This is a genomic window from Hymenobacter sp. M1-2 (assembly GCF_057808495.1).
In genome coordinates this window covers 296,500-317,674 of sequence record NZ_JBTYZO010000001.1, presented here as the reverse complement: position 1 = coordinate 317,674, position 21,175 = coordinate 296,500, and the positions used below count along the sequence as shown (strand labels likewise).

At 56.2% G+C, this 21,175-nt stretch carries 16 protein-coding genes; 11 read left to right on the top strand and 5 right to left on the bottom strand.

All coding sequences use genetic code 11. From position 1 onward, the window contains the following. The first annotated feature begins 433 nt into the window (after positions 1 to 433). Entirely contained in the window at positions 434 to 937 is a 504-nt protein-coding gene (locus tag ACYSMN_RS01340; protein WP_488922030.1) for a YciE/YciF ferroxidase family protein, read from the top strand. A gap of 457 nt (positions 938 to 1,394) precedes the next feature. Further along, complete coding sequence (locus ACYSMN_RS01335; RefSeq protein ID WP_488922029.1) at positions 1,395 to 1,745, top strand: hypothetical protein; 351 nt, start codon at positions 1,395 to 1,397, stop codon at positions 1,743 to 1,745. Positions 1,746 to 1,881: 136 nt separating this feature from the next. On the opposite strand, the gene ACYSMN_RS01330 is transcribed toward ACYSMN_RS01335, so the two are convergent. Continuing rightward, positions 1,882 to 2,451, bottom strand: coding sequence for a hypothetical protein (locus ACYSMN_RS01330; RefSeq protein WP_488922028.1), 570 nt, complete (start codon positions 2,449 to 2,451; stop codon positions 1,882 to 1,884). 176 nt (positions 2,452 to 2,627) lie between these two features. Here ACYSMN_RS01330 and ACYSMN_RS01325 point away from each other — a divergent pair, with 176 nt between their 5' ends. The 5 genes from ACYSMN_RS01325 to ACYSMN_RS01305 all read left to right on the top strand — a co-directional run bounded on the left by ACYSMN_RS01325 (position 2,628) and on the right by ACYSMN_RS01305 (position 8,371). After that, positions 2,628 to 4,154 carry an HTTM domain-containing protein gene (locus ACYSMN_RS01325; RefSeq protein WP_488922027.1) on the top strand — a complete coding sequence of 509 codons (1,527 nt, stop codon included), beginning with the start codon at positions 2,628 to 2,630 and terminating at the stop codon, positions 4,152 to 4,154. Positions 4,155 to 4,303: 149 nt separating this feature from the next. Then, the gene (locus ACYSMN_RS01320) at positions 4,304 to 5,344 is read left to right on the top strand and encodes an MBL fold metallo-hydrolase (protein WP_488922026.1); all 1,041 of its coding nucleotides are present in this window, start codon (positions 4,304 to 4,306) and stop codon (positions 5,342 to 5,344) included. Positions 5,345 to 5,454: 110 nt separating this feature from the next. Continuing rightward, positions 5,455 to 6,306 carry an RES domain-containing protein gene (locus ACYSMN_RS01315; protein ID WP_488922025.1) on the top strand — a complete coding sequence of 284 codons (852 nt, stop codon included), beginning with the start codon at positions 5,455 to 5,457 and terminating at the stop codon, positions 6,304 to 6,306. Between the two features lie 283 nt (positions 6,307 to 6,589). Continuing rightward, a complete protein-coding gene (locus ACYSMN_RS01310) occupies positions 6,590 to 7,339 on the top strand; it encodes a ferritin-like domain-containing protein (RefSeq protein WP_488922024.1) in 750 nt (249 codons plus the stop codon). 42 nt (positions 7,340 to 7,381) lie between these two features. Continuing rightward, positions 7,382 to 8,371, top strand: coding sequence for a ferritin-like domain-containing protein (locus ACYSMN_RS01305; RefSeq protein ID WP_488922023.1), 990 nt, complete (start codon positions 7,382 to 7,384; stop codon positions 8,369 to 8,371). 194 nt (positions 8,372 to 8,565) lie between these two features. Here ACYSMN_RS01305 and ACYSMN_RS01300 read toward each other — a convergent pair whose 3' ends face one another. After that, positions 8,566 to 9,714 carry an ABC transporter permease gene (locus ACYSMN_RS01300; protein ID WP_488922022.1) on the bottom strand — a complete coding sequence of 383 codons (1,149 nt, stop codon included), beginning with the start codon at positions 9,712 to 9,714 and terminating at the stop codon, positions 8,566 to 8,568. A 114-nt stretch (positions 9,715 to 9,828) separates the two neighbouring features. Between ACYSMN_RS01300 and ACYSMN_RS01295 the strand changes: the two genes are divergently transcribed. The 3 genes from ACYSMN_RS01295 to ACYSMN_RS01285 all read left to right on the top strand — a co-directional run bounded on the left by ACYSMN_RS01295 (position 9,829) and on the right by ACYSMN_RS01285 (position 12,866). Continuing rightward, positions 9,829 to 11,085, top strand: a complete 1,257-nt coding sequence (locus ACYSMN_RS01295; RefSeq protein WP_488922021.1) for an exo-beta-N-acetylmuramidase NamZ family protein — start codon at positions 9,829 to 9,831, stop codon at positions 11,083 to 11,085. A 76-nt stretch (positions 11,086 to 11,161) separates the two neighbouring features. Continuing rightward, the gene (gene fmt, locus ACYSMN_RS01290; protein WP_488922020.1) at positions 11,162 to 12,115 is read left to right on the top strand and encodes a methionyl-tRNA formyltransferase; all 954 of its coding nucleotides are present in this window, start codon (positions 11,162 to 11,164) and stop codon (positions 12,113 to 12,115) included. Between the two features lie 265 nt (positions 12,116 to 12,380). Beyond that, on the top strand, positions 12,381 to 12,866 hold the full coding sequence (locus ACYSMN_RS01285) for a dihydrofolate reductase (RefSeq protein ID WP_488922019.1): 486 nt from the start codon (positions 12,381 to 12,383) through the stop codon (positions 12,864 to 12,866). Between the two features lie 6 nt (positions 12,867 to 12,872). Here ACYSMN_RS01285 and ACYSMN_RS01280 read toward each other — a convergent pair whose 3' ends face one another. From ACYSMN_RS01280 to ACYSMN_RS01270, 3 genes are all read right to left on the bottom strand, one after another. After that, positions 12,873 to 13,862 (bottom strand): quinone oxidoreductase family protein, encoded by a 990-nt coding sequence (locus tag ACYSMN_RS01280; RefSeq protein WP_488922018.1) that lies wholly within the window; start codon positions 13,860 to 13,862, stop codon positions 12,873 to 12,875. Positions 13,863 to 13,962: 100 nt separating this feature from the next. Then, a complete protein-coding gene (gene porU2 / locus ACYSMN_RS01275; RefSeq protein WP_488922017.1) occupies positions 13,963 to 19,161 on the bottom strand; it encodes a putative type IX secretion system sortase PorU2 in 5,199 nt (1,732 codons plus the stop codon). An 86-nt stretch (positions 19,162 to 19,247) separates the two neighbouring features. Continuing rightward, positions 19,248 to 20,348 (bottom strand): putative type IX sorting system protein PorV2, encoded by a 1,101-nt coding sequence (locus tag ACYSMN_RS01270; protein ID WP_488922016.1) that lies wholly within the window; start codon positions 20,346 to 20,348, stop codon positions 19,248 to 19,250. A 431-nt stretch (positions 20,349 to 20,779) separates the two neighbouring features. On the opposite strand from ACYSMN_RS01270, the gene ACYSMN_RS01265 reads away from it, so the two are divergent. Next, positions 20,780 to 21,145 carry a PadR family transcriptional regulator gene (locus ACYSMN_RS01265; protein WP_488922166.1) on the top strand — a complete coding sequence of 122 codons (366 nt, stop codon included), beginning with the start codon at positions 20,780 to 20,782 and terminating at the stop codon, positions 21,143 to 21,145. Positions 21,146 to 21,175 lie beyond the last annotated feature (30 nt).

Here is a 21,175-nt window from a genome sequence, read left to right as displayed (position 1 = left end):
TTGGGAGAAAAGACACACAGAAATTGCGCACAGCCTTATTAGGTAGCACTCAACTCGGCATGTACGCTTACATGAGACTATGCCTTTGCTTTGCTTCGTCTGTTTCTACCAAGGTAGCGCCCATCGGAGGCTCGGCCACCAGCTTAGTCGTCAGCCAGAGATAACTAAAAACGGTCTGTGGCGAGGACTTGAGGGCCTCAGATGAACTACGGATTTTGTTCTACGTGTTTTACGCAGTTCAGGCAACAGACATGCAATGGGGTTTTCTATCACACCAAGCAAAGGGCCTGAAAAACAGCATTTTCTGTTGCCGTTTATAGAGGGTTGTAGTGCCCGAAATAGTAAACTCGACTTTAACAAAGGGGCATCGGAGGCGTAGGAAGGTCCACCCGTCAGGTGATGGAAAACTATTCACTTTTAAGCCTAAATTCCCATGTTCGACAAGCTTGAGACCCTAGACGACCTGTTTGAAATGCAGCTCAAGGACCTGTACAGCGCCGAAAATCAATTGGTAAAAGCCCTGCCCCAAATGGCCGCCGCCGCAAAAGACGGACGCTTGCGTCAAGGGTTTGAGCGCCATATGCGCGAGACCGAAGAGCAAGTACAGCGACTAGAGCAGATTGCCGAGACGTTGGACCTTAAACTGAGTGGCCACACTTGCAAAGCCATGGAAGGGCTAATTGCTGAAGGCCAAGAAACAATGTCGGAGCGGGCTACCGATGAGGTGATGGACGCGGCCCTGATTGCGGCTTCGCAACGCATTGAGCACTACGAAATTTCGGGCTACGGCACGGCGGCTCACTTCGCCGAACGCCTCGGCCACACCGAAGCCGTTTCGTTGCTGCGCAGAACTTTGGAAGAGGAACAGCTGGCCGATACGAAGCTGAACGACCTCGCCAAGAATTACATCAACGCGAAAGCTGAGCAAGCCGAATAAGCGGCCTTTGCCATGCTCCAGCCAATCTTCTTCAGCTAGCAGCTCTTTGGGTGGGCTGAGCTGAGGAGGATTGGCTGAAGCATAGGTCCCCATTTCGTGAGCTGGGTGCAACTGGTAGCGGCTGGTAGTAGAGGATAAATCTTGCTTTCCTACTCGACAGTAGAGGGTGCAGGTACCAACCGAGTAGTTATGCGTGGCCGGTTTTATGCCAAAAGTCATGTTTAATCTTCCAATTAGGCTCACCTTAAGCCGCTGACTGCCGTATAGAAGCAGGTGCTGTCTGAAGGCGAGTACCTCGCCGTAGCTTCTGGTTTAGCCTTTGTTGCTACCTGCTTTACCTACTACTTGCCTGCTCTGGTTCGGCCACCTGACCGGCAGACTCGCCGCTTTGTTGCCCGCTTGTTGGTGCGTAATAAAGTCAGTCCCCTGGTTTCTTTTTTCACCAATCTTTCTTCTAATGTACCGTCCTCGCATCAATTTTCTAGCAGCCATTATACTTGGCGCTTCTTTAACCCTGAGTGCCTGTGGCGGCAATGAAAACAGCGGCAACACCAGCGATGGTGGCACGGGTAGTGCTGATACATCAACTGGCAACGAAAACGCCGCTGACACGGACGCCAACGGTAGCTCCGACATCAACGGCGGTTCCGGTACAACCCCCGACTCAGCGGGCAGCAACTCAAGCAGCTCTACGGCCGGCAGCGCGCCCGGTCTTGATGCGGGTTCCACTGCGGGAGCTAGCACGTCGGGTACTGGTAGCGGCACCACTGCTGGCGGCACTGGCTCTACCACGGGCCAACGCCCCTAAAGCGTCTTCTCTTCCTCCCACACTTTTCTTAATTGTTTTCACTCCTTTCTTTCTGCGCTATGAAAAAGTCCTCATTTCTGCTTACTGCTACGCTAGTAGCCGCTTTCTTCGTTTCAGCTAACACTTCTAGCTTCGCTCAAAGCACCACTGGTGGTAGCACAGGCGGCGGCACCACCGCTGGTGGCTCCACCGCCGGCAGCACTACTTCCGGTGGCACCACTGCTAGCGGCACTACTTCGGGCCGTACCACTGCCGGTGGCACTACAGCTGGCGGCACCACATCGGGCACCATGACGAGCGGCACTACCAGCGGCAGCACGTCGGGCGGTGTTACTTCCGGCACTACGTCGGGCACCATGACCAGCGGTACTACTGCCGGTAGCACTACTGGCACTACCAGCGGCACCACTTCAGGCACCATGACGAGCGGCAGCACGTCTGGCTCTACTACCACCGGCAGCGGCTCGACTTCGGGCTCTACTTCCGGTTCGGGCTCTATGGGTTCTACTTCGGGCTCGGGTTCTATGGGCAGCGGCAGCACTTCGGGTTCAGGCTCCATGACTTCGGGCAGCAGCGGTAGTTCAAGCAGCGGCAAATCGGGTAGCAAGTCCGGCGGTAAGTCAGGTAGCAAATCCGGCAACAAGTCGGGTAGCAAATCTGGCAGCAAGTCGGGTAGCTCTACTTCGGGCTCGACCGGCGGTAGCACCACCTACTAACGCTTTTTAACGACCTGGCCGGCGAAATCTCTGGGCGTACAGCACTAGCTGAGCTCTTTGGGATTTTCGCCGGTCAGTTGCGTTTGGTTGGCTCTTCTAACGGTTGCTTGCGGCATTAAGTAGCAGCAACTTTTCTTCATCACATTTTCTTCAGTCAGGGTACGGAATGCCTGCACTTTACGCGGTTCTGCGGCGTCCTTTTGAAGTTGATTTGCGGGCTTTGGCCCTCATGCGGGCGGCAGTTGCTGTGGTGCTGTTGTTCGACATTGCCATCCGCGGCACTGATTTGGAAGCTCACTACTCCAACTTAGGCGTAGTACCTCTTCCCTTGCTACAGCAGCAAGTCTGGAATCCATACCAATTTTCGCTGCACGCTAGCAGTGGTCTCTGGCAGGTGCAAGCCGGGCTCTTTCTGGTAGCCGCGGCCGCCGCAGTGGCCTTGCTGTTCGGCTACCATACGCGGTTGGCAACGGCCCTGTCCTGGCTGTTGCTGGTGTCGGTGCAAAACCGCAACCCGCTTATCGTACAAGGTGGCGACGACCTGCTGCGGATGTTGTTGTTCTGGGGCTTTTTTCTTCCTTGGGGCCGCATCTACTCCTGGGATGCCCGCCGCCGGCCGCTGCCCGATTCTTTCCGCTACGTTAGCGCTGCTACGGCGGCGTATGTGGTGCAGTTGGCACTGGTGTATTGGTGCACGGCCCTGCTCAAAAGCAGCCCTGAATGGCGCACTGAAGGTACTGCGCTCTACTACGCCTTCAGTCTCGACCAAGTGTTGATGCCCGGTGGCCGACTACTGTATCCGTATCCGGCGTTGCTTCGGGTGCTGACGCTGGGTACTTTCTATACCGAGTTGCTGCTACCCTTCGTGCTGTTTATTCCGTGGCGGGTGTGGTGGTGGCGACTCTTGTTTGTGGGGGTGCTTTGGGGTTTCCACCTGGGCATTAGCCTGACGCTCTTTGTGGGTCTTTTCTTCCTGATTAGCATGGCTTCGGTGCTTGGGCTGTTGCCGGCTCAGGCGATGGACTGGCTGGAACAACGGTTGCTGCCCCGCGCTATGCAGCTCGGGCGGCGCATGGCGCTGCGGTTTCAGCACCTGCCGGCCTGGCTGGCGGCCTGGCAGCCGGGTGTCCGGTTGCGTGTGGAAACTAGTCTGGAGCTGTCTAGTGGCCTGCGACAGTTGCTACGCTCAGCGCGTGAGGGGCTAGTGCTAGGATTGTTGGCTTATATCTGTTGGTGGAATCTCGACAGCATTGTGCGGCCCGAGTGGACCATGCGGCAACCCTTGCGCTGGCTCGGTTTTCTCATTCGCATCGACCAGCACTGGGGCATGTTTGCGCCATCGGTATTTAAAGATGATGGCTGGTACATTCTGGATGGCACTACTACCAGCGGCCAGCACCTCGACCTGAACCGTGGCGGCGCGTCTGTTACGTACACCAAGCCTGCATCCGTGGTGTCCCTGTTTCGGAACGACCGGTGGCGCAAGTACTCGGAGAACTACCTGTTCGTCAGCAACGAGTACATGCGTCCTTATTACTGCAACTACCTACTGCGCATTTGGCAGGAGCAACACGGGCAAACGCCACTGCGGCGACTGGAAGTTGTGTACATGAAAGAAGTTTCACTCCCCAATTACCGCGTAGCGGGCCCAACTCGTGAGGTGCTGTGCACTTGCGAGCCGGCTCTTAAGTAGTAGATCGTAGGTAGGAAGCTACTGCGCTAAGGGCAAGAACCCGCTCACCAGCGTCTTTCTGTCTGAAGACCTACGACCACCTACCTGCTTAGCAAATAAGCGTTTTTGTGCGCGCCACCCGTTTTCTCGCTCTTCTCTTCTCCCCTGCTATGAACAAATCATCCCACATCAAGCCTTCCTTGCAAGCCAACCGAGCTAATACACCGGCGCTATTTCACGTAGTAGCGGGCATTTGGGGTCTGCGCACTGCGTTTGCCAATCTCTATTACGTTCGCAACCCCGATGCTCCCACCGACCCGTGGGTGCTAGTGGATGCCGGCGTACCCGGTTACACCGACCGGGTGCTGAGTTCAGCCGCAAGTCTTTTCGGCCCCAATAATCCGCCGGCTGCCATCGTACTCACCCACGGCCACTTCGACCATGTCGGGACGCTGCTTCAACTGCTAGCTGCTTGGCCCGACGTTCCCGTCTACGCGCATTCGTTGGAGTTGCCCTATCTTACTGGTCTTTCCTCGTATCCTCCCCCAGATCCTACAGTGGGTGGCGGAGCCATGTCGGCAATGTCATTTCTGTATCCCAAAAAGCCGCTAGATCTAGGCCAGCGGGTGCAGGCCCTGCCCGAAGATGGCTCGGTGCCGCATTTGCCCGGTTGGCGCTGGGTGCACACGCCGGGCCACACGCCGGGCCACGTATCCCTGTTCCGCGAGCAAGACAAGGCGCTGCTAGCCGGCGACGCCTTCGTAACAGTACAAGCCGAGTCGGGCTTAGCGACGCTTACGCAACAGCAAGAGGTAAGTGGCCCGCCCGCTTATTTCACCATCGATTGGCCTAGCGCTGCCCGTTCCGTAGCCGTGTTAGCCGGTTTGCAGCCGGCCGTAGCGGCTACCGGCCACGGCATTCCTATGCGTGGCGAGTCTCTGCGCCAACAGCTCGATGAGTTGGCGGAAAGGTTTGATGAGCTAGCCGTACCCCGACATGGCCGTTACGTGCAGCAGGCTGCTACCGCCAACGAATCGGGCGTTACGCACGTGCCCCCGGCGGCGGCCCCTCGCGTACCGCTATGGTTGGTTGGGGTAGCGTTGGCAGGCGGCGTGTACTGGCTCCGCAGCCGGCGCCAGGCTTCTGCTCCTCGCCCCACGGCCACAAAAGACACGGGCTATCGGCGCTCAAAAATCGCGCGTAAAAGATAGCTACGCTTCGCTTTACTGTTGTTGAATTAGAATCTGCTTTGGGTATTCCGGGCTGGTTGGCGTGACAGCTGTGGCCGGCCCGGTATATCACCTGCTTTATCTTATCCTTTATGGCTTCTTCTGCTCCGGACCATGTAGCGGATGTGCGGCGGCAACTGGCGGCGCTACGGCACCTGAGCCTGCGGCGGCATTCTATTGAGCGCCTTGCCGCGCGGATACGGCGGCTGCTGGCGACCCACCCTATCCGGTGCATAGAGTTGCCGCCGGGTGTGCTGTTCTACCGAGGCGTGCCTAGCGCCGAGCAACCAGTTTACACCGCCGACGTTTCGTACCCGCCGCCTAAGCGAGTGCAGCGCGACCAACGCGCCAATCGGGCTGGCCGGCCCATGTTTTATGCTAGTACCACGTGGCACCCGCCCTTTTTTGAGGCGGGCGTTCAAACCAACGACCGGATTATCATCAGCCGCTGGGTGAGCCACCAGCCGCTGCGCCTGGTTAGCTTCCACGAGCCCGACCAGTGCCCCGACGACCCGCACTCCGACCGTAATCAGGCGCTGCGCGACACCTTGAGTCGTTTGCCGGAGCCCGACCGGCTAGTTGCCCGCTTCCTGACGCACGCTCTCACCAGGCCTGTTTCCGATGCTAATTCGCATCATTACCGGATGTCAATAGCCGTGGCGGAGGTGTGCGACTTGGGCGGCTCATTCGATGGGCTGCTGTATCCGTCGGCGGCCATGCCTTCGCCTGCTCACAACTTAGCGCTGCATCCCTCCTGTCTTGATACTGGTAAGCTGACGCTACAGTATGTGGAGCATCTGCACGTAAACCGCGTAGGCACCGAAACACTGGATGTTTGCTCTCTGGATTTTGCCAACACCTTCGACGAAGACAGCCGCTTGCGCTGGCGAGGACAACCCGGCAATTGGGTGCTGCGCGAAGGCGGCAAAAGCGCAGTGTGCTAGGTGATGAAAAGCGGAAGGGCCTCTTAGCTTATCACCCAACATTTTTTCAATTCTTAACAAGGCTACAGTACATCTTGGTGTGTTGGCCTGGGCAACAAGTTCTCTGATTTTTTATATAAAATATAGTGCTTGATGCATGAAAACAACAGTATAACTACGGACTGAATTAGGTAATAACTACGGGTTTAAAGCCAAAAAACACTGATTTCCTAGGATTGCGAAGCCTGGGCGTAGAGCTCTGGGCGTAGAACACGCATGTTCCATTTGTTCTAAGCTCACTGCTATGACCACAAACCATCCACTTCTCCCCGCTGATGTGGGGCCGGCGCCTAAACTGCACCGCCGTTCTTTCTTGCGTTACACCGGTGCTGGGGCCCTCATGGCCGGCTTCCTACTAACCGGCTGCGACGATGACGACGATGACACCGAAAATGCCGACCTCGACGTAGGTTCCGGCGACACCGGGGTACTCAATTTCGCCTACGCCCTCGAACAGCTAGAATCGGCCTTCTACGCCCGCATCAAAACTGGTACCTATTACACGGGATTGGCCGGCAACAGTGCCGAAAAACAAATCCTGGACGACTTGGCGCTGCACGAGAAAGCCCACGTCGATTTCTTTAAGACGGCCCTCGGCAACGCGGCTATCAAAGACCTGGAGCCCAACTTCGACGCTATCAATTTCAACGACCGAAACAGTGTGCTGACCAACGCGCAGGCGTTTGAGGACTTGGGCGTGTCGGCTTACAACGGTGCTGGCCGCTACATTCAATCGGCCGCCAACTTGGTGATAGCTGGCAAAATTGTGTCCGTAGAAGCCCGTCACGCGGCTCTTATCCGCGACCTACGGCAGTACAACACCTTCGTGGGAGCAGATGTGGTAGATCTATTTACGCCAACGGCCGGCTCCACTGCGCCCGGTACGGGCAACGGCACGGGCCTGGAACGCTCCCGCAATCCTCAAGAGGTGCTCGTTATCGCCAATCAGTTCCTGAAGGCTGGTTCCAAGCTCAGCGCCAACAGCCTACGGTAGGCTCGTCTGCCAATTCTCCATTCCTAAAACTGCCTTTCCATCATGGATTTATTTAAACTGATTTCCGAAATCGAGCAGGTTGATCCTGAGATTTACGACCGGCTCGATTCGCGGCGGCGTGTGTTCAAGCACTTTGGCCTAGCCGGCAAAGCCTTGACGGCCGCCGCCCTGCCTAGCTTAGTGAGCGGTGTTTTCCAACGAGCTTACGGCCAAACTACCACGCTGCCTCAGCCTGTTGTGGACGTACTGAATCTGGCTCTGAGCCTGGAGTATCTGGAATTTTATTTCTACGACAGCGGCCTCAAAGTTCCCGGCCTCATTCCCGATGTCGACCGCCCAGCATTTGAAACCATTCGCAACGACGAGTCGGGCCATATTAAGGTGTTGCGGGAGACTTTAGGCACCAAGGCCATCCCCGACCCTACCCGCGCCGCCTTCGACTATAGCGGCGGCCGAGGCAGCATGACGGGCCCATTCGCTCCCGCTTTGATTAATAGCTACGCGCTGTTTCTGGGCTCCTCGCAAGCCTTCGTCGATACAGGGGTACGGGCCTACAAAGGTGGGGCTCCTATTTTGATGACTGCAACCGACAAGAATATTTTGCAGGCGGCGCTCAACATTCACTCCGTTGAAGCTCGCCATTCGTCGCACGTGCGTACTATCCGCCGGGGCCTTGCCGCTGGGCAGGCCGGCCAAGCGGCCACCACTGTTCCCGGCGATCCAAACAACCTGAACGCACGGCCCAAAAGCTGGATTTCCGGTGACGACAACGGTGGCTCTTCACCAAATACCACTCCGTCTACGAGGCCCGTTTACGGCCCTGGCAATCCTGCAACGGGTGGGCCTACTGACGTTTTCTTCCCCGCTGAAAACAACACCACGCAGGCTGGCGTCAATATCACCGCCAATCCTGCTGGCACCACACTCAGCGCCAGCGCGGCTTCGGAAGCTTTCGATGAGCCGCTGGACGCCGCCACGGTGAAAAGCATTGCTCGCAACTTCGTGACGCAAGCCAGTGGCTTGTTTGTCTAAGCTTAGAGTCCAGAGGTGGAGAATTGAGAGCCTAAAAGTTAGACAGAAGAAGCCGTTTAGGTATTGGCCTCTGCTTCTAATTTGTAATTCTACCCTTGAAAAGAGAAAGGAGCACGGGACATTCCGTGCTCCTTTCTCTTTTCAACCTTTCGCCTTTAACTGTGCCAGCTCCCCATTCTAACTTCTCAAAAAAGCTAATCGAACTTGATAGCCGTGACGGGGTTGATGCGCGAAATGAGATAGGTTGGAATGAGGACGGCCAAGAGAGAAGTGGCGAAAACGGCCGCGTTGAGCAGCAAGATAATGTTGAGGTCCCAGTAAATCGGCACCCTATCCATGTAGTAGTTTTCGGGGTCGAGGGGGATGAAGTGCGTGTAGTATTGCAACGCACAAAAGCCCAGGCCCACCAGGTTGCCGAACAAGATACCGCGCAGGGTCAAACTCATTCCTCGGAAGAAGAACATGCTCCGAATTTGACGGTCGGTGGCGCCTACGGCTTTCAGTACCCCAATCATGTTGGTGCGCTCCAAAATCATGATGAATATGGTGGCCACCATATTGAACGTCGCCACGAAGATGATGAGCACCAGGAAGATGATGACGTTGCGGTTGAGCAGTTGCAGCCAGTCGAAGAGTTGCGCGTACTGGTCCGTGATTTTATCGAGTTTGAGGTCGTAGCGCAGGTTTTCGTAGATATTCTCCGCAGTTGGGTCGAGGCGATTGAAGTCGCGAAGCACCACTTCCACGCCGCCCACCAGCGAATCGGGCCAGGCGTTCAGCTCCCGGATTTGCCGAATGTCGCCGATAACGTACACGTCGTCGAACTCGTCGAGGCCGGTTTGGTAGATGCCGCGCACCGTGAACTTGCGCACCCGGGGCGGGTTCTGAATAAAGTAGAACAATGCGTCGTCGCCGACTTTGAGGCGCAGTTTGTCGGCCACCTTGCGGCTCAGCAGTACGTCGTTGCTGGCAGCCGTATCGGGAAAGCTGATGAACTTGCCCACTGACAAATTCTCGCGCATTGGGGAGCGGCCATCTTCCTCGGAAATGCCCTTGAGCACCACGCCCAGCACTTCGTCTTTGGTTTTGATGATGGCCGTTTTGCGGGCAAAGGGCTGAATGGTATGTACCTGCGGAAAGTGGTGCAGCTCCTTCACCAGCCGCGGGCCGCCAATAGGCTCTACCTCCAACGAGTTGTTGGTATCGTACTTGCTGATTTGCAGGTGCGCCCCAAACGAGAAAATCTTGCTTTGAATTTCGTTGCGGAAGCCTTCGAGAATGGCAAACGACACGACCATCACCGCCAGCCCGAGGGCAATGCTGATGATGGCTATCTTTGTCACCGACGAGGTAAAAGACCCTGAGTCGGCCCCGTCAATCTTGTGGGATATGTACCGCGAGACGTTCACTGCCGTAAAGCTACGTGTCTACGGCCAGTTTCCTAGCTTCGTTTCCTGATGCCTCTTTTCAATCTTTCCGGTCTGCTGAGCACCACGCTTTTGCTCACCAACTGCGCTGCTACCCCACCCGCCGGCAGCCCCACTACGTCGTCGTCCACGGCACCATCGGTCACGGTTACGTCGCCGCCGCAAGTGCTGCTGGAGGCTCCAGCCGCCGCCGCGCCGCTGCAGGTGGGCGCCGCGCAGTTTGCCCGCTACCTGCCCCAGCTGAAAGGCAAGCGGGTAGGCCTGGTGGTAAACCAGACGGCCCTCGTGGGCCGGGCCTTCCTGGTCGATACGCTACTGGCGCAAGGGGTGCCGGTGAAGGTGATTTTCGGGCCGGAGCACGGTTTCCGGGGGGAAGCCGCCGACGGCGCTACCATCAAAAACGGCAAAGACGCCCGGAGCGGCCTGCCGGTGCGCAGCCTCTACGGCGCCACTAAAAAGCCCACCCCCGAAATGCTGGCCGATGTAGACGTGTTGGTGTTTGACATTCAGGACGTAGGCGTGCGGTTCTACACCTTCATTAGCACCATGCACTACGTGATGGAGGCCGCCGCTGAACAGGGCAAGGAGGTAATTGTGCTGGACCGGCCCAACCCCAACGGCTGGTACGTAGACGGCCCGGTGCTGGAACCGGCGCACAAATCTTTCGTCGGGATGCACGCCATTCCGGTGGTGCACGGCCTCACGGTGGGCGAGCTGGCCCAAATGATAAATGGCGAGAAGTGGCTGGCTGGTGGCAAGCAGTGTCGCCTCACGGTGGTGCCCGTAACCGGCTACACTCACGCCACGCGCTATGAGCTGCCGGTGCGCCCCTCGCCCAACCTGCCCAACGCGCACTCCGTGGTACTTTATCCCACGGTTTGTCTGTTCGAGGGCACCGATGTAAGCGTAGGCCGCGGCACCAACACGCCGTTTGAAGTGGTAGGCTCTCCCACGCAGCCCACCACGCGGCCCTTTTCCTTCACGCCTCGGCCCAATCCCGGCTCTCCTACCCCACCGCAAAACGGCAAGCTCTGCTACGGCCTCGACCTGCGCCCCATCGGCAACGACATAGGGTTCACGCTGAAGTATCTGCTGGATTTCTACCAACAGAGCAGCGCCAAAGACAAGTTTTTCAGCAAGTACTTCGAGCAGCTCAGCGGCACTTCGACCTTGCGCCAGCAAATCATAGCGGGCAAATCGGAGCAGGAAATCCGGCAGAGCTGGGAGCCGGCTCTGAGCCAATACAAGGCCATGCGGAAGAAATATCTGCTCTATCCCGAATCGTAGTCTTTTCGCCGTCTGCTGACACCAGCACACTGCGAAACTCTGCGCTTAACTCTGCGAAACTCTGCGAGAACCCCATATGCTCCGAATCATCTTTATGGGCACCCCCGAATTTGCGGTGCCCACCCTGGAATCTCTACTAAGCTGGCCCGGCTGCCAGGTAGTAGCCACCATTACGGCACCCGATAAACCGGCGGGCCGCGGGCAGCAGCTGGCGGAATCAGCCGTGAAACAGGCGGCCAGCCGACATGGAGTTCCTGTCTTGCAGCCCACTAACCTCAAGGCCCCAGAGTTTCAGGAGGAGCTACGCAGCTACGCTGCCGACTTGCAGGTGGTCGTGGCTTTTCGGATGCTGCCGGAGGCCGTCTGGAATATGCCGCCGCGCGGGAGCATTAATATTCACGCCTCGCTGCTGCCGCAGTACCGCGGGGCGGCACCCATCAACTGGGCCCTCATTCACGGCGAAACCCAAACCGGCGTCACGTCCTTCTTCCTGCGCCACGAAATCGACACCGGCGACTTGATCTTCCAGGACGTAGTGCCCATAGCCGACGAAGACGATTTCGGCACGCTCTACGAAAAGCTGAAAATTGCTGGCGCGGCTCTGGCCCTGCGCACGGTGCAAGCTATTGCGGCCGGCACCGCGCCCAGCCTGCCCCAGCAGGAAAGCACCGAGTTGCGAGCTGCTCCCAAGATTCAGAAAGAAACCGGCCGCCTCGACTTCACGCAGCCCGCCCCGGCCCTAGCCAACCTCGTACGCGGCCTCTCCCCCATTCCCACGGCCTTCACCCAGCTCCCCGACGGCCGCACGCTCAAAGTCTTCAAAGCCCAGCCCTTCGACGACGAGGAAGCCAGCGGCCCCGATACGGGCGGCATCGGCACCTGGTATACCGATGGCCGCACCTATCTGCGCGTCCAAACCGCCAACGGCCTGCTCGACCTGCTCGACGTACAGCTAGAAGGCAAAAAGCGCATGACCATCCCCGATTTCCTCCGCGGCTTCAACGTTGCACAGCTAGGAATGAGTAGCTAGAACTAGTGGCACGTCCCGGTCTGCCCGCTTTTCGCGGGCTGACCGGTCGAAGGGCGCGCCGCCTGTTCATTTTGAGTTTTGAATTGCGGCAGTTAAGTAGCCGAAGCACCATCAGCTAACGGCGACCGTTCAGCTCGCCAAAAAGCGAGCAGACCGGAGCCACGGCAATGAGCAATTGCCAGGGTGGGGCTATTAGGAAGATACTCATTCACTCATTCACTCATTCACTCATTCACTCATTCACTCATTCACTCATTCTCAAGAAATGATTGCCTTCGTAGTAGCAACCGCCGAAAATGGCGTCATTGGGCGGGACAACCAGCTACTCTGGCACCTTCCTGAAGACTTGAAGCACTTCAAGCGCCTTACCCAGGGTCACCCCGTTGTGATGGGCCGGCGCACATATGACAGTATCGGCCGGCCATTGCCGAACCGCACCAACTTGGTAGTGACGCGCCAATTAGAATGGCAGGCTGATGGCTGCGAGGTAGTGTATTCCGTGCCTACGGCTTTGGAACGCGCTGCTCAATTGGATGAAGAGGTATTCGTCATCGGCGGGGCCGAAATCTACCGCCAAGCGTTACCCGCCGCTGATGTCATCTACCTCACCGAAGTACACCACGCCTTTGAAGGCGACGTGGTGTTTCCTGAGCTGAATCACACTGAATGGCGCGAGGAAACCCGTGAGCGGCACGAGCCCGACGAGCGACACGCCTATGCCTACAGCTTCGTGACGCTACGGCGACGCTAGTGTTGGTTACGGTAGCAATAATACTTTACCTGTGCTACGCCGGCTTTCTAACAGTCGGTGAGCTGCCACCCCATCAGCCAGCGAGAAAGTAGCCCCTATGTCGGGGCGTAGCTTCCCTTGCCGCACCAAATCAAACAAGACATTGGCTCTGGACACGCGCTCCGCCTGCGACGTCAAGTAACTCCACAAGTCGCCGCCAGTGAGAGTTTTGGAACTGTCCATGAGGTAGCGCGGGTCAACAGCCGGTGGGTCGCCACCAGCCATTCCGAAAAACACTACCGTGCCGCTGGTGCGCACTACGGCCAAACTTTGCGGCAGCGTGCTACCCACGGAATCATAGACTACATCTGGACCGAGCGAGTTAGGGCTGGCGTCGCGTACGGCTTCGGTCCAGTCGCCATCCGAGTATAGTATCACCGCGTCGGCACCGTGTCGCAACGCTTGTTGGCGCTTTTCCTCGCTGGAAGTCAACCCAATGACGTAGCCGCCTCGGGCTTTGATGAGCTGGGTGAGCAACTGCCCTACCCCACCGGCTACCGCGTGCACTACGGCGGTGTCGCCGGTCTTGAGGGCATAGCTGTCGGTGGTGAGGTAGTGCGCCGTGAGTCCCTGCAAAAGCAAGGCGGCGGCTTGCTCAAACGAAATATCGTCGGGCAGCGGAATGAGGTGGCTGGCCGGCGCTAGCACTAGTTGGGCATTAGCGTGTGGCACATCAGCAAAGGCGACGCGCTGGCCCACCTGCACTCCCGTTACACCATCCCCAATGGCTTCTACCATACCAGCCGCTTCGTAGCCCAGCACGTACGGCGGAGCGCCTGCTAAGTGGTAGTTTCCCTGCCGACGATATATGTCGGCGTAGTTGAGGCCGATGGCTTGCGTGCGGATCAACACTGTTCCTGGCTGCACGACAGGCGCAGGAATTGGGCCGTAGTGCAGCACCTCTGGGCCGCCAAACTCCGAGAAGTACAGAGCCTCGGTGGTATGAGAGTTAAACATGAAATCAATTGTCAGGTAGTGTGGCCAGTGGTGGCCGGGGCACAAAGTAAACGAGGCAGCCGGATTCGACTGCCTCGTTTACTTTGTCAACTAGCTTTGCTTACCGTAGTAGCACCAGCTTACCCCAATCTTTCTTGAAGGCGCGGCGGTCCACCTCCGAGTTGGAAGTGCGGCGGCTGAACTTGCTACTCGGGTCGTCGAGTATCACCCGGTAGAGGTAGGTGCCGTTGGCCAGCCGGTCGCCAAATTCATCCGTGCCGTCCCAGGCGTACTCGGTGATGTTGTTGCCGGTATGCAGTGGCCCTAACTCCCCCATCATGATTTCTCTGACCACCCGGCCCGTTAGCGTCAGAATCTGAATTTTCATGTTCTGTGGCAACTCAGCCCCCGTGAGCGTAAACACGAACCTAGCTTTGCTAGTAATGGGGTTCGGGTAGGGGAAGATGTTGGTGATGGTAGACGCATTGATCACCTCAAAATTCACTTGATAAGGCTGCTGGCTAGCCGGATTGTTGGTGGCGTCGCGGCCCTGTACTTCCAGCGAATAGATGCCATCAGTCAGCGGCTGGCCCTGTCCCATTCGCACTTCCAACCGGGCCATACCCTTGGTAGAATCCGACTCAAACCGAACGTTGTTACCGTTCAAATCCACCTCCCGAGCCTGCTGGCCCGGTGCAGTCAAAATCATTGTGAAGTGGCTCTGGTCCTTGATACGGCGTAGCCGGTCATCATCCTTAAGCTGTACCACAATGGTTGGCGTCGGTGACACAATATCCCCATTGAGAATACGCTGTCCATCGAAAGCCACATCCAACACCGGCGGTGTGTTTCGGCTATCCACCTGGAAGGTGGGTAGTGCCAGCTCATTGTTGAAGTAGTATAGTTCCGGTAAGGCTCTAGGGTCCGTAGGTGCATTTGGACGCGGATTAACCACAACGTTACCAGCAAGTGAACCTGTCAAGCCCACCACGTTCAGCTTAGCTTCAAAGCTCACCTGGCTGTTGGCGGCCAGCGGGCCGCCGGGTACATCTATGAGCGCCGTGCGGGTGCCATTCAAGGAAATTCGCGCCTTCATTGGCCCGCTGAAGTTGACCGATGATACGTTCTGGAATACTACCGGCACTGTAATGAAGCCTGTCTCGGCCGCCTGCCGAGACAGCGTAGCAGCATCGTAGGCGGTAGCGGGTGTAGCCAGGTCGCGGCGGACAATTCCTTCGGGCACCTCCTGATACGTAACGAGCCACTGCTCCAACTGCGGTGCGGTGCGGTTCACGGTATCGCGCAAGCTCAACACCAACTTCAGGTACGGATACTGTTGGGCCGAAACACTAGCTAGCGGCAGATTGCGGCTGGTCACGTTCGGGTTAATTACTGTCTCTACATCCTGCGCGTCAATGCCAACAAGTTGTAGTGTATAGGCATCCGAAGCTTCGGGCGTCTGCACCGTGTGGTAGAGATTCTGCCACTGTTGCGCTGGCCCAATACGGGTAGAAGTAACCGTAGCAGTACCCGCCTTGGTCTCAATCTGGCCGCTCAGCGTGATTATTTGGTCAACCCGTGGAGTTGCACTAGCGGGGTCGGCTGTTACCTCCTGCGCAGGGCGAGCATTAGGCCCTTTCTGCGCCAGTAGTGCATAAGGGTCGCCGTCCTGCAACTGGCTGATGCGCTGGGCGCCCAAGGCAGTCAACGCTGCCTTCAGCGACGCCGGGAAAGAGGAAAACTTCACCCGGTTCATAGATAACACAGCTACATAGTCGCCGGGCCGTACATTGTTGAGGAAGGCCTCCAGTTGCGCTTGCCGGGCAGGTGAGTTAATGTTGTCGCTGCCAGGATTGGGGTTAGCGGTCGTGGCGAAAGTATAGAAGCGCTGATTGCCTTGTCCGCACTCATCATACGGTCCACCCGGCACGTCCCGCACCGGCCGCAGGTTTCGACCATTGAACACGGCGACGATAATGTTAGGCTGTGTGATGCTACAGTTACCTACGTAGGGAGCGATAGCGGCCGTAATGCCATCCGTCATTTCGTTGAAAGTTGGGACGTATTCGTATGTATAGCCCCCACCCGTATTTAAGGTGCTGCCTCCCCCGCGCGTTACCATCGATACGGCCTGGCGAATGTCAGAGAAATCCCAGTGTCCAGACGGTGCGTCTACACTCACGTTCGTAAGTTGGTCGCGCTGAAACTGTCCGTGGTGGCTTTGCGACCAACCGCCGGGGCTGTTCTGAATTACGCGGAAGGAACTAGTGGCCCAATTAGGATCTTCATTCACAGCTGGGTCGGGAGTCTGGAAGCGCAGACGCCAGTACCAGACAACACTGTCGCGGCCCGCTATTGTAGGCAGCGTAGGACGCCAGTCAGGCAGCAATGTGGTAGTTACTGTACGAGTCTGTTTTATAGCTGGCGAACTGTTGAAAGTAGGTAGCGTGTCCAACTCCATTTCGTATACCCGCGAAGAACCACGGGGGTCGTTGGTTTGGCCCACCAAGCGAAGATTCGTAGCAGACACGATGGCAAATTCCGGGGGCCATACCGTGGTTACGCCCCCCCGCAGGAAGTTGAAGCAAGCCTGACCACTATTATTTGTCTCGCTCAGCTCATCCACCCGCATACGGTGGTCTAGTGCCACTTGAAAGCAGTTTTCACCAAATACATTACCTGAATTAGGTAGTATGAAAGTGTAGGTGGTATCGCGCCAGGCTTGTCGCATGGCGTACGTATAGACGTCGGCGGCACGGCCAGTGCCGGGATAGCGCCGCGTAATCTTAATTTCCAGCGAGTCGGTTGTGATTTTACCAGGGTTACTCACATCCACGACTACCTTCAGGTCGGGGGATGATGCCTGTAAAGGTCCGGCTCCATTAGACAGAATCTGTACGCGACTAGCGATAAAGTCTGGTTTCTCGGGCGCGAATAGACGCAGGGCTGGGTCGCCTAACCAAATATTAGTCATGGCCTGCCCAATGGCGGATAAAGAATTACCCGTTTGATTAAGCATACGCCTGTTTGCTTCCATCTGCTGCACAGCAACTGGTTTACCATACCAAGCGGCGTCATTAAAGGCCAGCCTATAGAACGCAGCTGAGAAAGCATTCAAGTTGTTAGGGAAGCCCAGACTGGATTCAGCCATGAAACCTACTGCTCCTTTGTTTTCCGCGAAAATCCAATTCTCGGATAAGGTTCGATCCTCACGGAACACCAAATTCGCAGCACATCCATTAATAAGAAAAACAGGATACTTGTTTGGGTTATTGTAGCCCTTTCCAGGCTCGGAAGGATCACCAAAATTGAGATCAAAATCTGCGGTACTTCCGTGCCCGAAATAAGTAACCAATGATACACCATTGTTGATTTGTGGTGCGAGCGTAATACTCACTGGTAAATCACTACCGCCTGATAAGCGGCGACGAAAAGTTGTATCTACTTCTCCCCCAAATAAGGGACGCTCTGCCAGACGACGATAATTATCTAGATACCCCTCAAATTGAGTAAATTCACCTTCGTTTCTGCCACCTGCCAGATGCACTAACTTCTTACGCCAGGGTGCGGAGCCTAAACTTTCGTGGGTGCGCAGTTTGTTTAAATATGAAAGTACATCCTGCGGTGTAGTCGCCGATATTCGACCTGTAGGCATACGGGCAACATATTGGTTGTTTTCCCAGTCAGCCGACAAGAAATTATCGGATGCTCCACGGGTAGTTGAGGGTACTAAATCTGTTATTGGCGCAATAGCATTACGACTGTACTCATTCACCATCAACCCTTTACCTAAGAGCAACAGATAATTAGTTTGATTAGCCGGTGAGTTTGCTAATTCCCACCGCACGAAGTTGCGTAATGCTCCGACCGATTTCTCACCGTAGTGGAATTGGTTATAAAGCTGCTCTGAAGTCACGACTACCGTATCGTAACGACCACCAGTAGCGGAAGCTCGGTACTTGGCATACTCCCGTACTGCATCGACGCCCCCTACAGGGCGCATTAGGTACGAATGGCTGATAATGAGAAAATTGGTAGTCGCGGCGTTTAGTGTGCGGAACCGTACTCGTATGGCTGGACGTGGCGCAGTAGCTTGCGCTACATCAGCTAAAACTAGTTTCCGAGTCTGGCTGTTGGCATTCGGAAAAACGTAGCCCCGTTGCTGGCCAGTCAATGCAGCCCCCTCTACGCGTTGTACATTGTAAGGGTCTGTCACATCGAAGCCCCGAACAGTGGCCGGAATAGTGTCCAGCACATAGTACGCAGGGCCTGACAGGGTAGAATCGTTGGCAAACGCAACTTGGCGCCGACCAGCAAACCAGCGGCTGGTTTGTGGGAACGTATAACGCACGTATCCTATTCGATATAATTGGCGCCGCCCGTTAGTAAGTGTGGATATGCCTCGGCTGCGAGTGACAACCCTTCCGTTGGCGTTAACATCGCTACGCTGTAACGGGTATACTACTCTTGCCTTACCATACCCCACAACCGTGACTGTACCCAACATCCGCTCAGCATTAGTACCAGGCTCAACCACGGATACGCTAATAGTGCGCGAATCACTTCCCGAGCCCACAAATAGTAATTCTACTTGTGGATTCACCCCAGTTGACGCTATACTTCCTATTGAATCGGAAGGCATTTCGGCTGGGTTTGCACCACTAAAACCATTGTAAATACGCGATAGAAATCCTTCCCCAGCTTCTCCCCAGGGCTGATAAATGTTGCCTGTTGCTGATATATCGAAACTTTCATCATTCACATACGCAAATCCACCTAGACCTTGGCCCTGCTGTCCATTAAACAACACCTGCTGCTGCGCAATTCGGTTCGGATGTGGGGCTACCGTAGGTGCAGCAGCCGGTTGCGCCATTCGCTTGCCGTTCGTTGTCGCCGACCAGGTTAGGAAGTAGGCAGCCGTATCGGTATAGAGGCTATATAGGTCGTGGGGTTGGGTGGCGGCACCACCCTTGTAGATGGCTTGATCCAGCTTGCCGTCGTTGCGCTGGCCGTAGAACTCGAAATAGGTGGTGGCATCGAGCGTGCTCTGGTTGCCGCCGCCAAAAATGGCGACCTCCCGGCCCCGCCGCCAGAGCTGCATCCGTTGCGGGTTTATGCCCCCGATACCCGCCTGCGCCAGGTACTGCTGGTCGATGCGGTAGAGCCCGTCTTTTAGAATCTTAATCTTGTAGTACTGCTGGCTGGGTACTATCCACTCGTTGCCGTACAGCGTTTGTGCCCGGCTGGTGGTAGCGGCCAGCAAACTCCACACCAGGCCACAGCAAACCAGCAGCAACCGAAATTTGTAGTCTTGTTTCATATAGGTCTTTTTAATGGCTCAATGGTTAAATGGTTGACTATTCTCGGTATTCATTGAACGACCAACCATTAAGCCATTCAACCATTTTACTTGATGCCGTAGCCGAGCGAGACGATAATGTTGTTGGTTTGCGAGCGGCCCTCCAGCTTTTCTATGGCCAACCGCGACAATGCCACGTCTAAACGGAGGCCGCTCAAAGCTACCCCAACACCCAGGCTGGGTTGCACTTTCCATTTCTCGGAACCGCTAAAATCTTTTATCTCCTGCACGTTGCTCACGCCCCCACGCAGGAATACCAGGTTCTTATAGCCGACTTCCAGGCCCGCCCGCGGATCGATGCTCACAGCCTTACTCGACACGAGCGTGTTACGCTGCCCGTCGGTGGTCATTTCCAGATCTATAGCCGCTAGGGCCGTGAACTCCCCGGGTAGCTTTGCCAAGTACGCAGCGCCTAGCACGAAGCGCGGCAGGGTGATTTCTGTGCTAGTGGAGCTAACGTCGGAACTGTCGCCAGGTACTGGTCTTAGCTTATCGGTGTTAACGCTCCAGGAGCTGACCGTAGTGGTGATGTCGCGGGCCATGAGGCCGAGACGCCAGTTGCCTTTGTCGTACTGCACGCCCGCGTCAATGCCGAAACCCCAGGCGTTGGCAAATTCGCCAATGTTACGGTAGATAATTTTGGCGTTAGCTCCTACTTTCAGGCCTTCGATATTGCCAATGTGGCGGGCATAAGACAGCAGCACAGCATAATCAGCTACCGAGAAGTATCGAATTCGGTCGTACTGAATGTAGCCGTACTCATTGATCAAGTCACGGGTATCGGCAATGTCGTCGACGCCCAGGCGGATGGCGCTGATGCCGATGGCACTTTGGTCGTCGAGCGGCATGGAGAAGGCCGCGTAGTCGTTTTTGACGATGCCCGAAAACAGTTCGGAGTGCATCAGCACGGCATCGTACTTAGTTTTCTGGCTGAGCAGGCCAGCCGGGTTCCAGTAGCCGGCCGTAGCATCCTGCGCCAGGCTCACCTGCGTTTTGCCCATGCCTAGGGCCCGTCCCCCGACACCGATGTTGAGAAATTCGTTGCTGTATTTGGGGGTAGAATCCTGCGCGGCGGCTTCTGTGGGAGCCAGGAACAGAACGCCACCCAGACCGAGCAGCACTGGAGCAATGCGGAAAACGTGCGACATAGAGAAAAGGCTAAAAGCGGGTAGTCCGCTTCACAACGCAAGTTACTAACTAATAGTACCTCTTGGATTGCCTGCCGCCGAAAACGCCGCTCAAAGTTGTGCACCTCTGCTGTACTCAACTAGGCAGCTAGCCTTAAAAATTTGGCTTCTTCCCACACGTCGTCCTTCTTAGGTTCAGTCAGACCCGTGAACAACATCATGGCAGGTGAACAATATCATCTGCTCGAAGACGAACTGTGGCTTTCCTCAGAAAAATATGGCTGTTCAATTATTGCGTTTCAGAGCTATCTGGCGCGTTTTATGGCCAAACCAACAACCTCAACCTTCCCATCATCCAAGAATTCGAAAAATATTTTCCACCTAGTACCTTGCGTTACATAGTACCTTCTGTTATCTTTGACTCATTCTTCACCGACTACCGCCTCAAGCCCATGAAAGTAGAGAACACCCAAGTGCAGATGCGGAAGGGCATCCTGGAGTTCTGCATTCTGGAAATCATCGCCCGCGGCGAGGTTTACGCGTCGGACATGCTCGAAGAGCTCACCCAAGCCCGCATGATTGTGGTCGAGGGGACGCTCTACCCGCTCCTGACGCGCCTCAAGAACGCCGCCCTGCTCGATTACACCTGGAAGGAATCCACGAGTGGCCCACCTCGCAAATACTACACCCTTACCGAGGCCGGCCGCGAGTTCCTGCACCAGCTCCGCCTCACGTGGGAGGAAGTTGAGGACTCCATCCGCATCATCCGCTCCAAGCCTTCCGCCAACGGGAGCTTCGAAATGCCGGCTGCTTTTTAGCGCCTGGCTCTACTCCCGATTTTTTTCCGA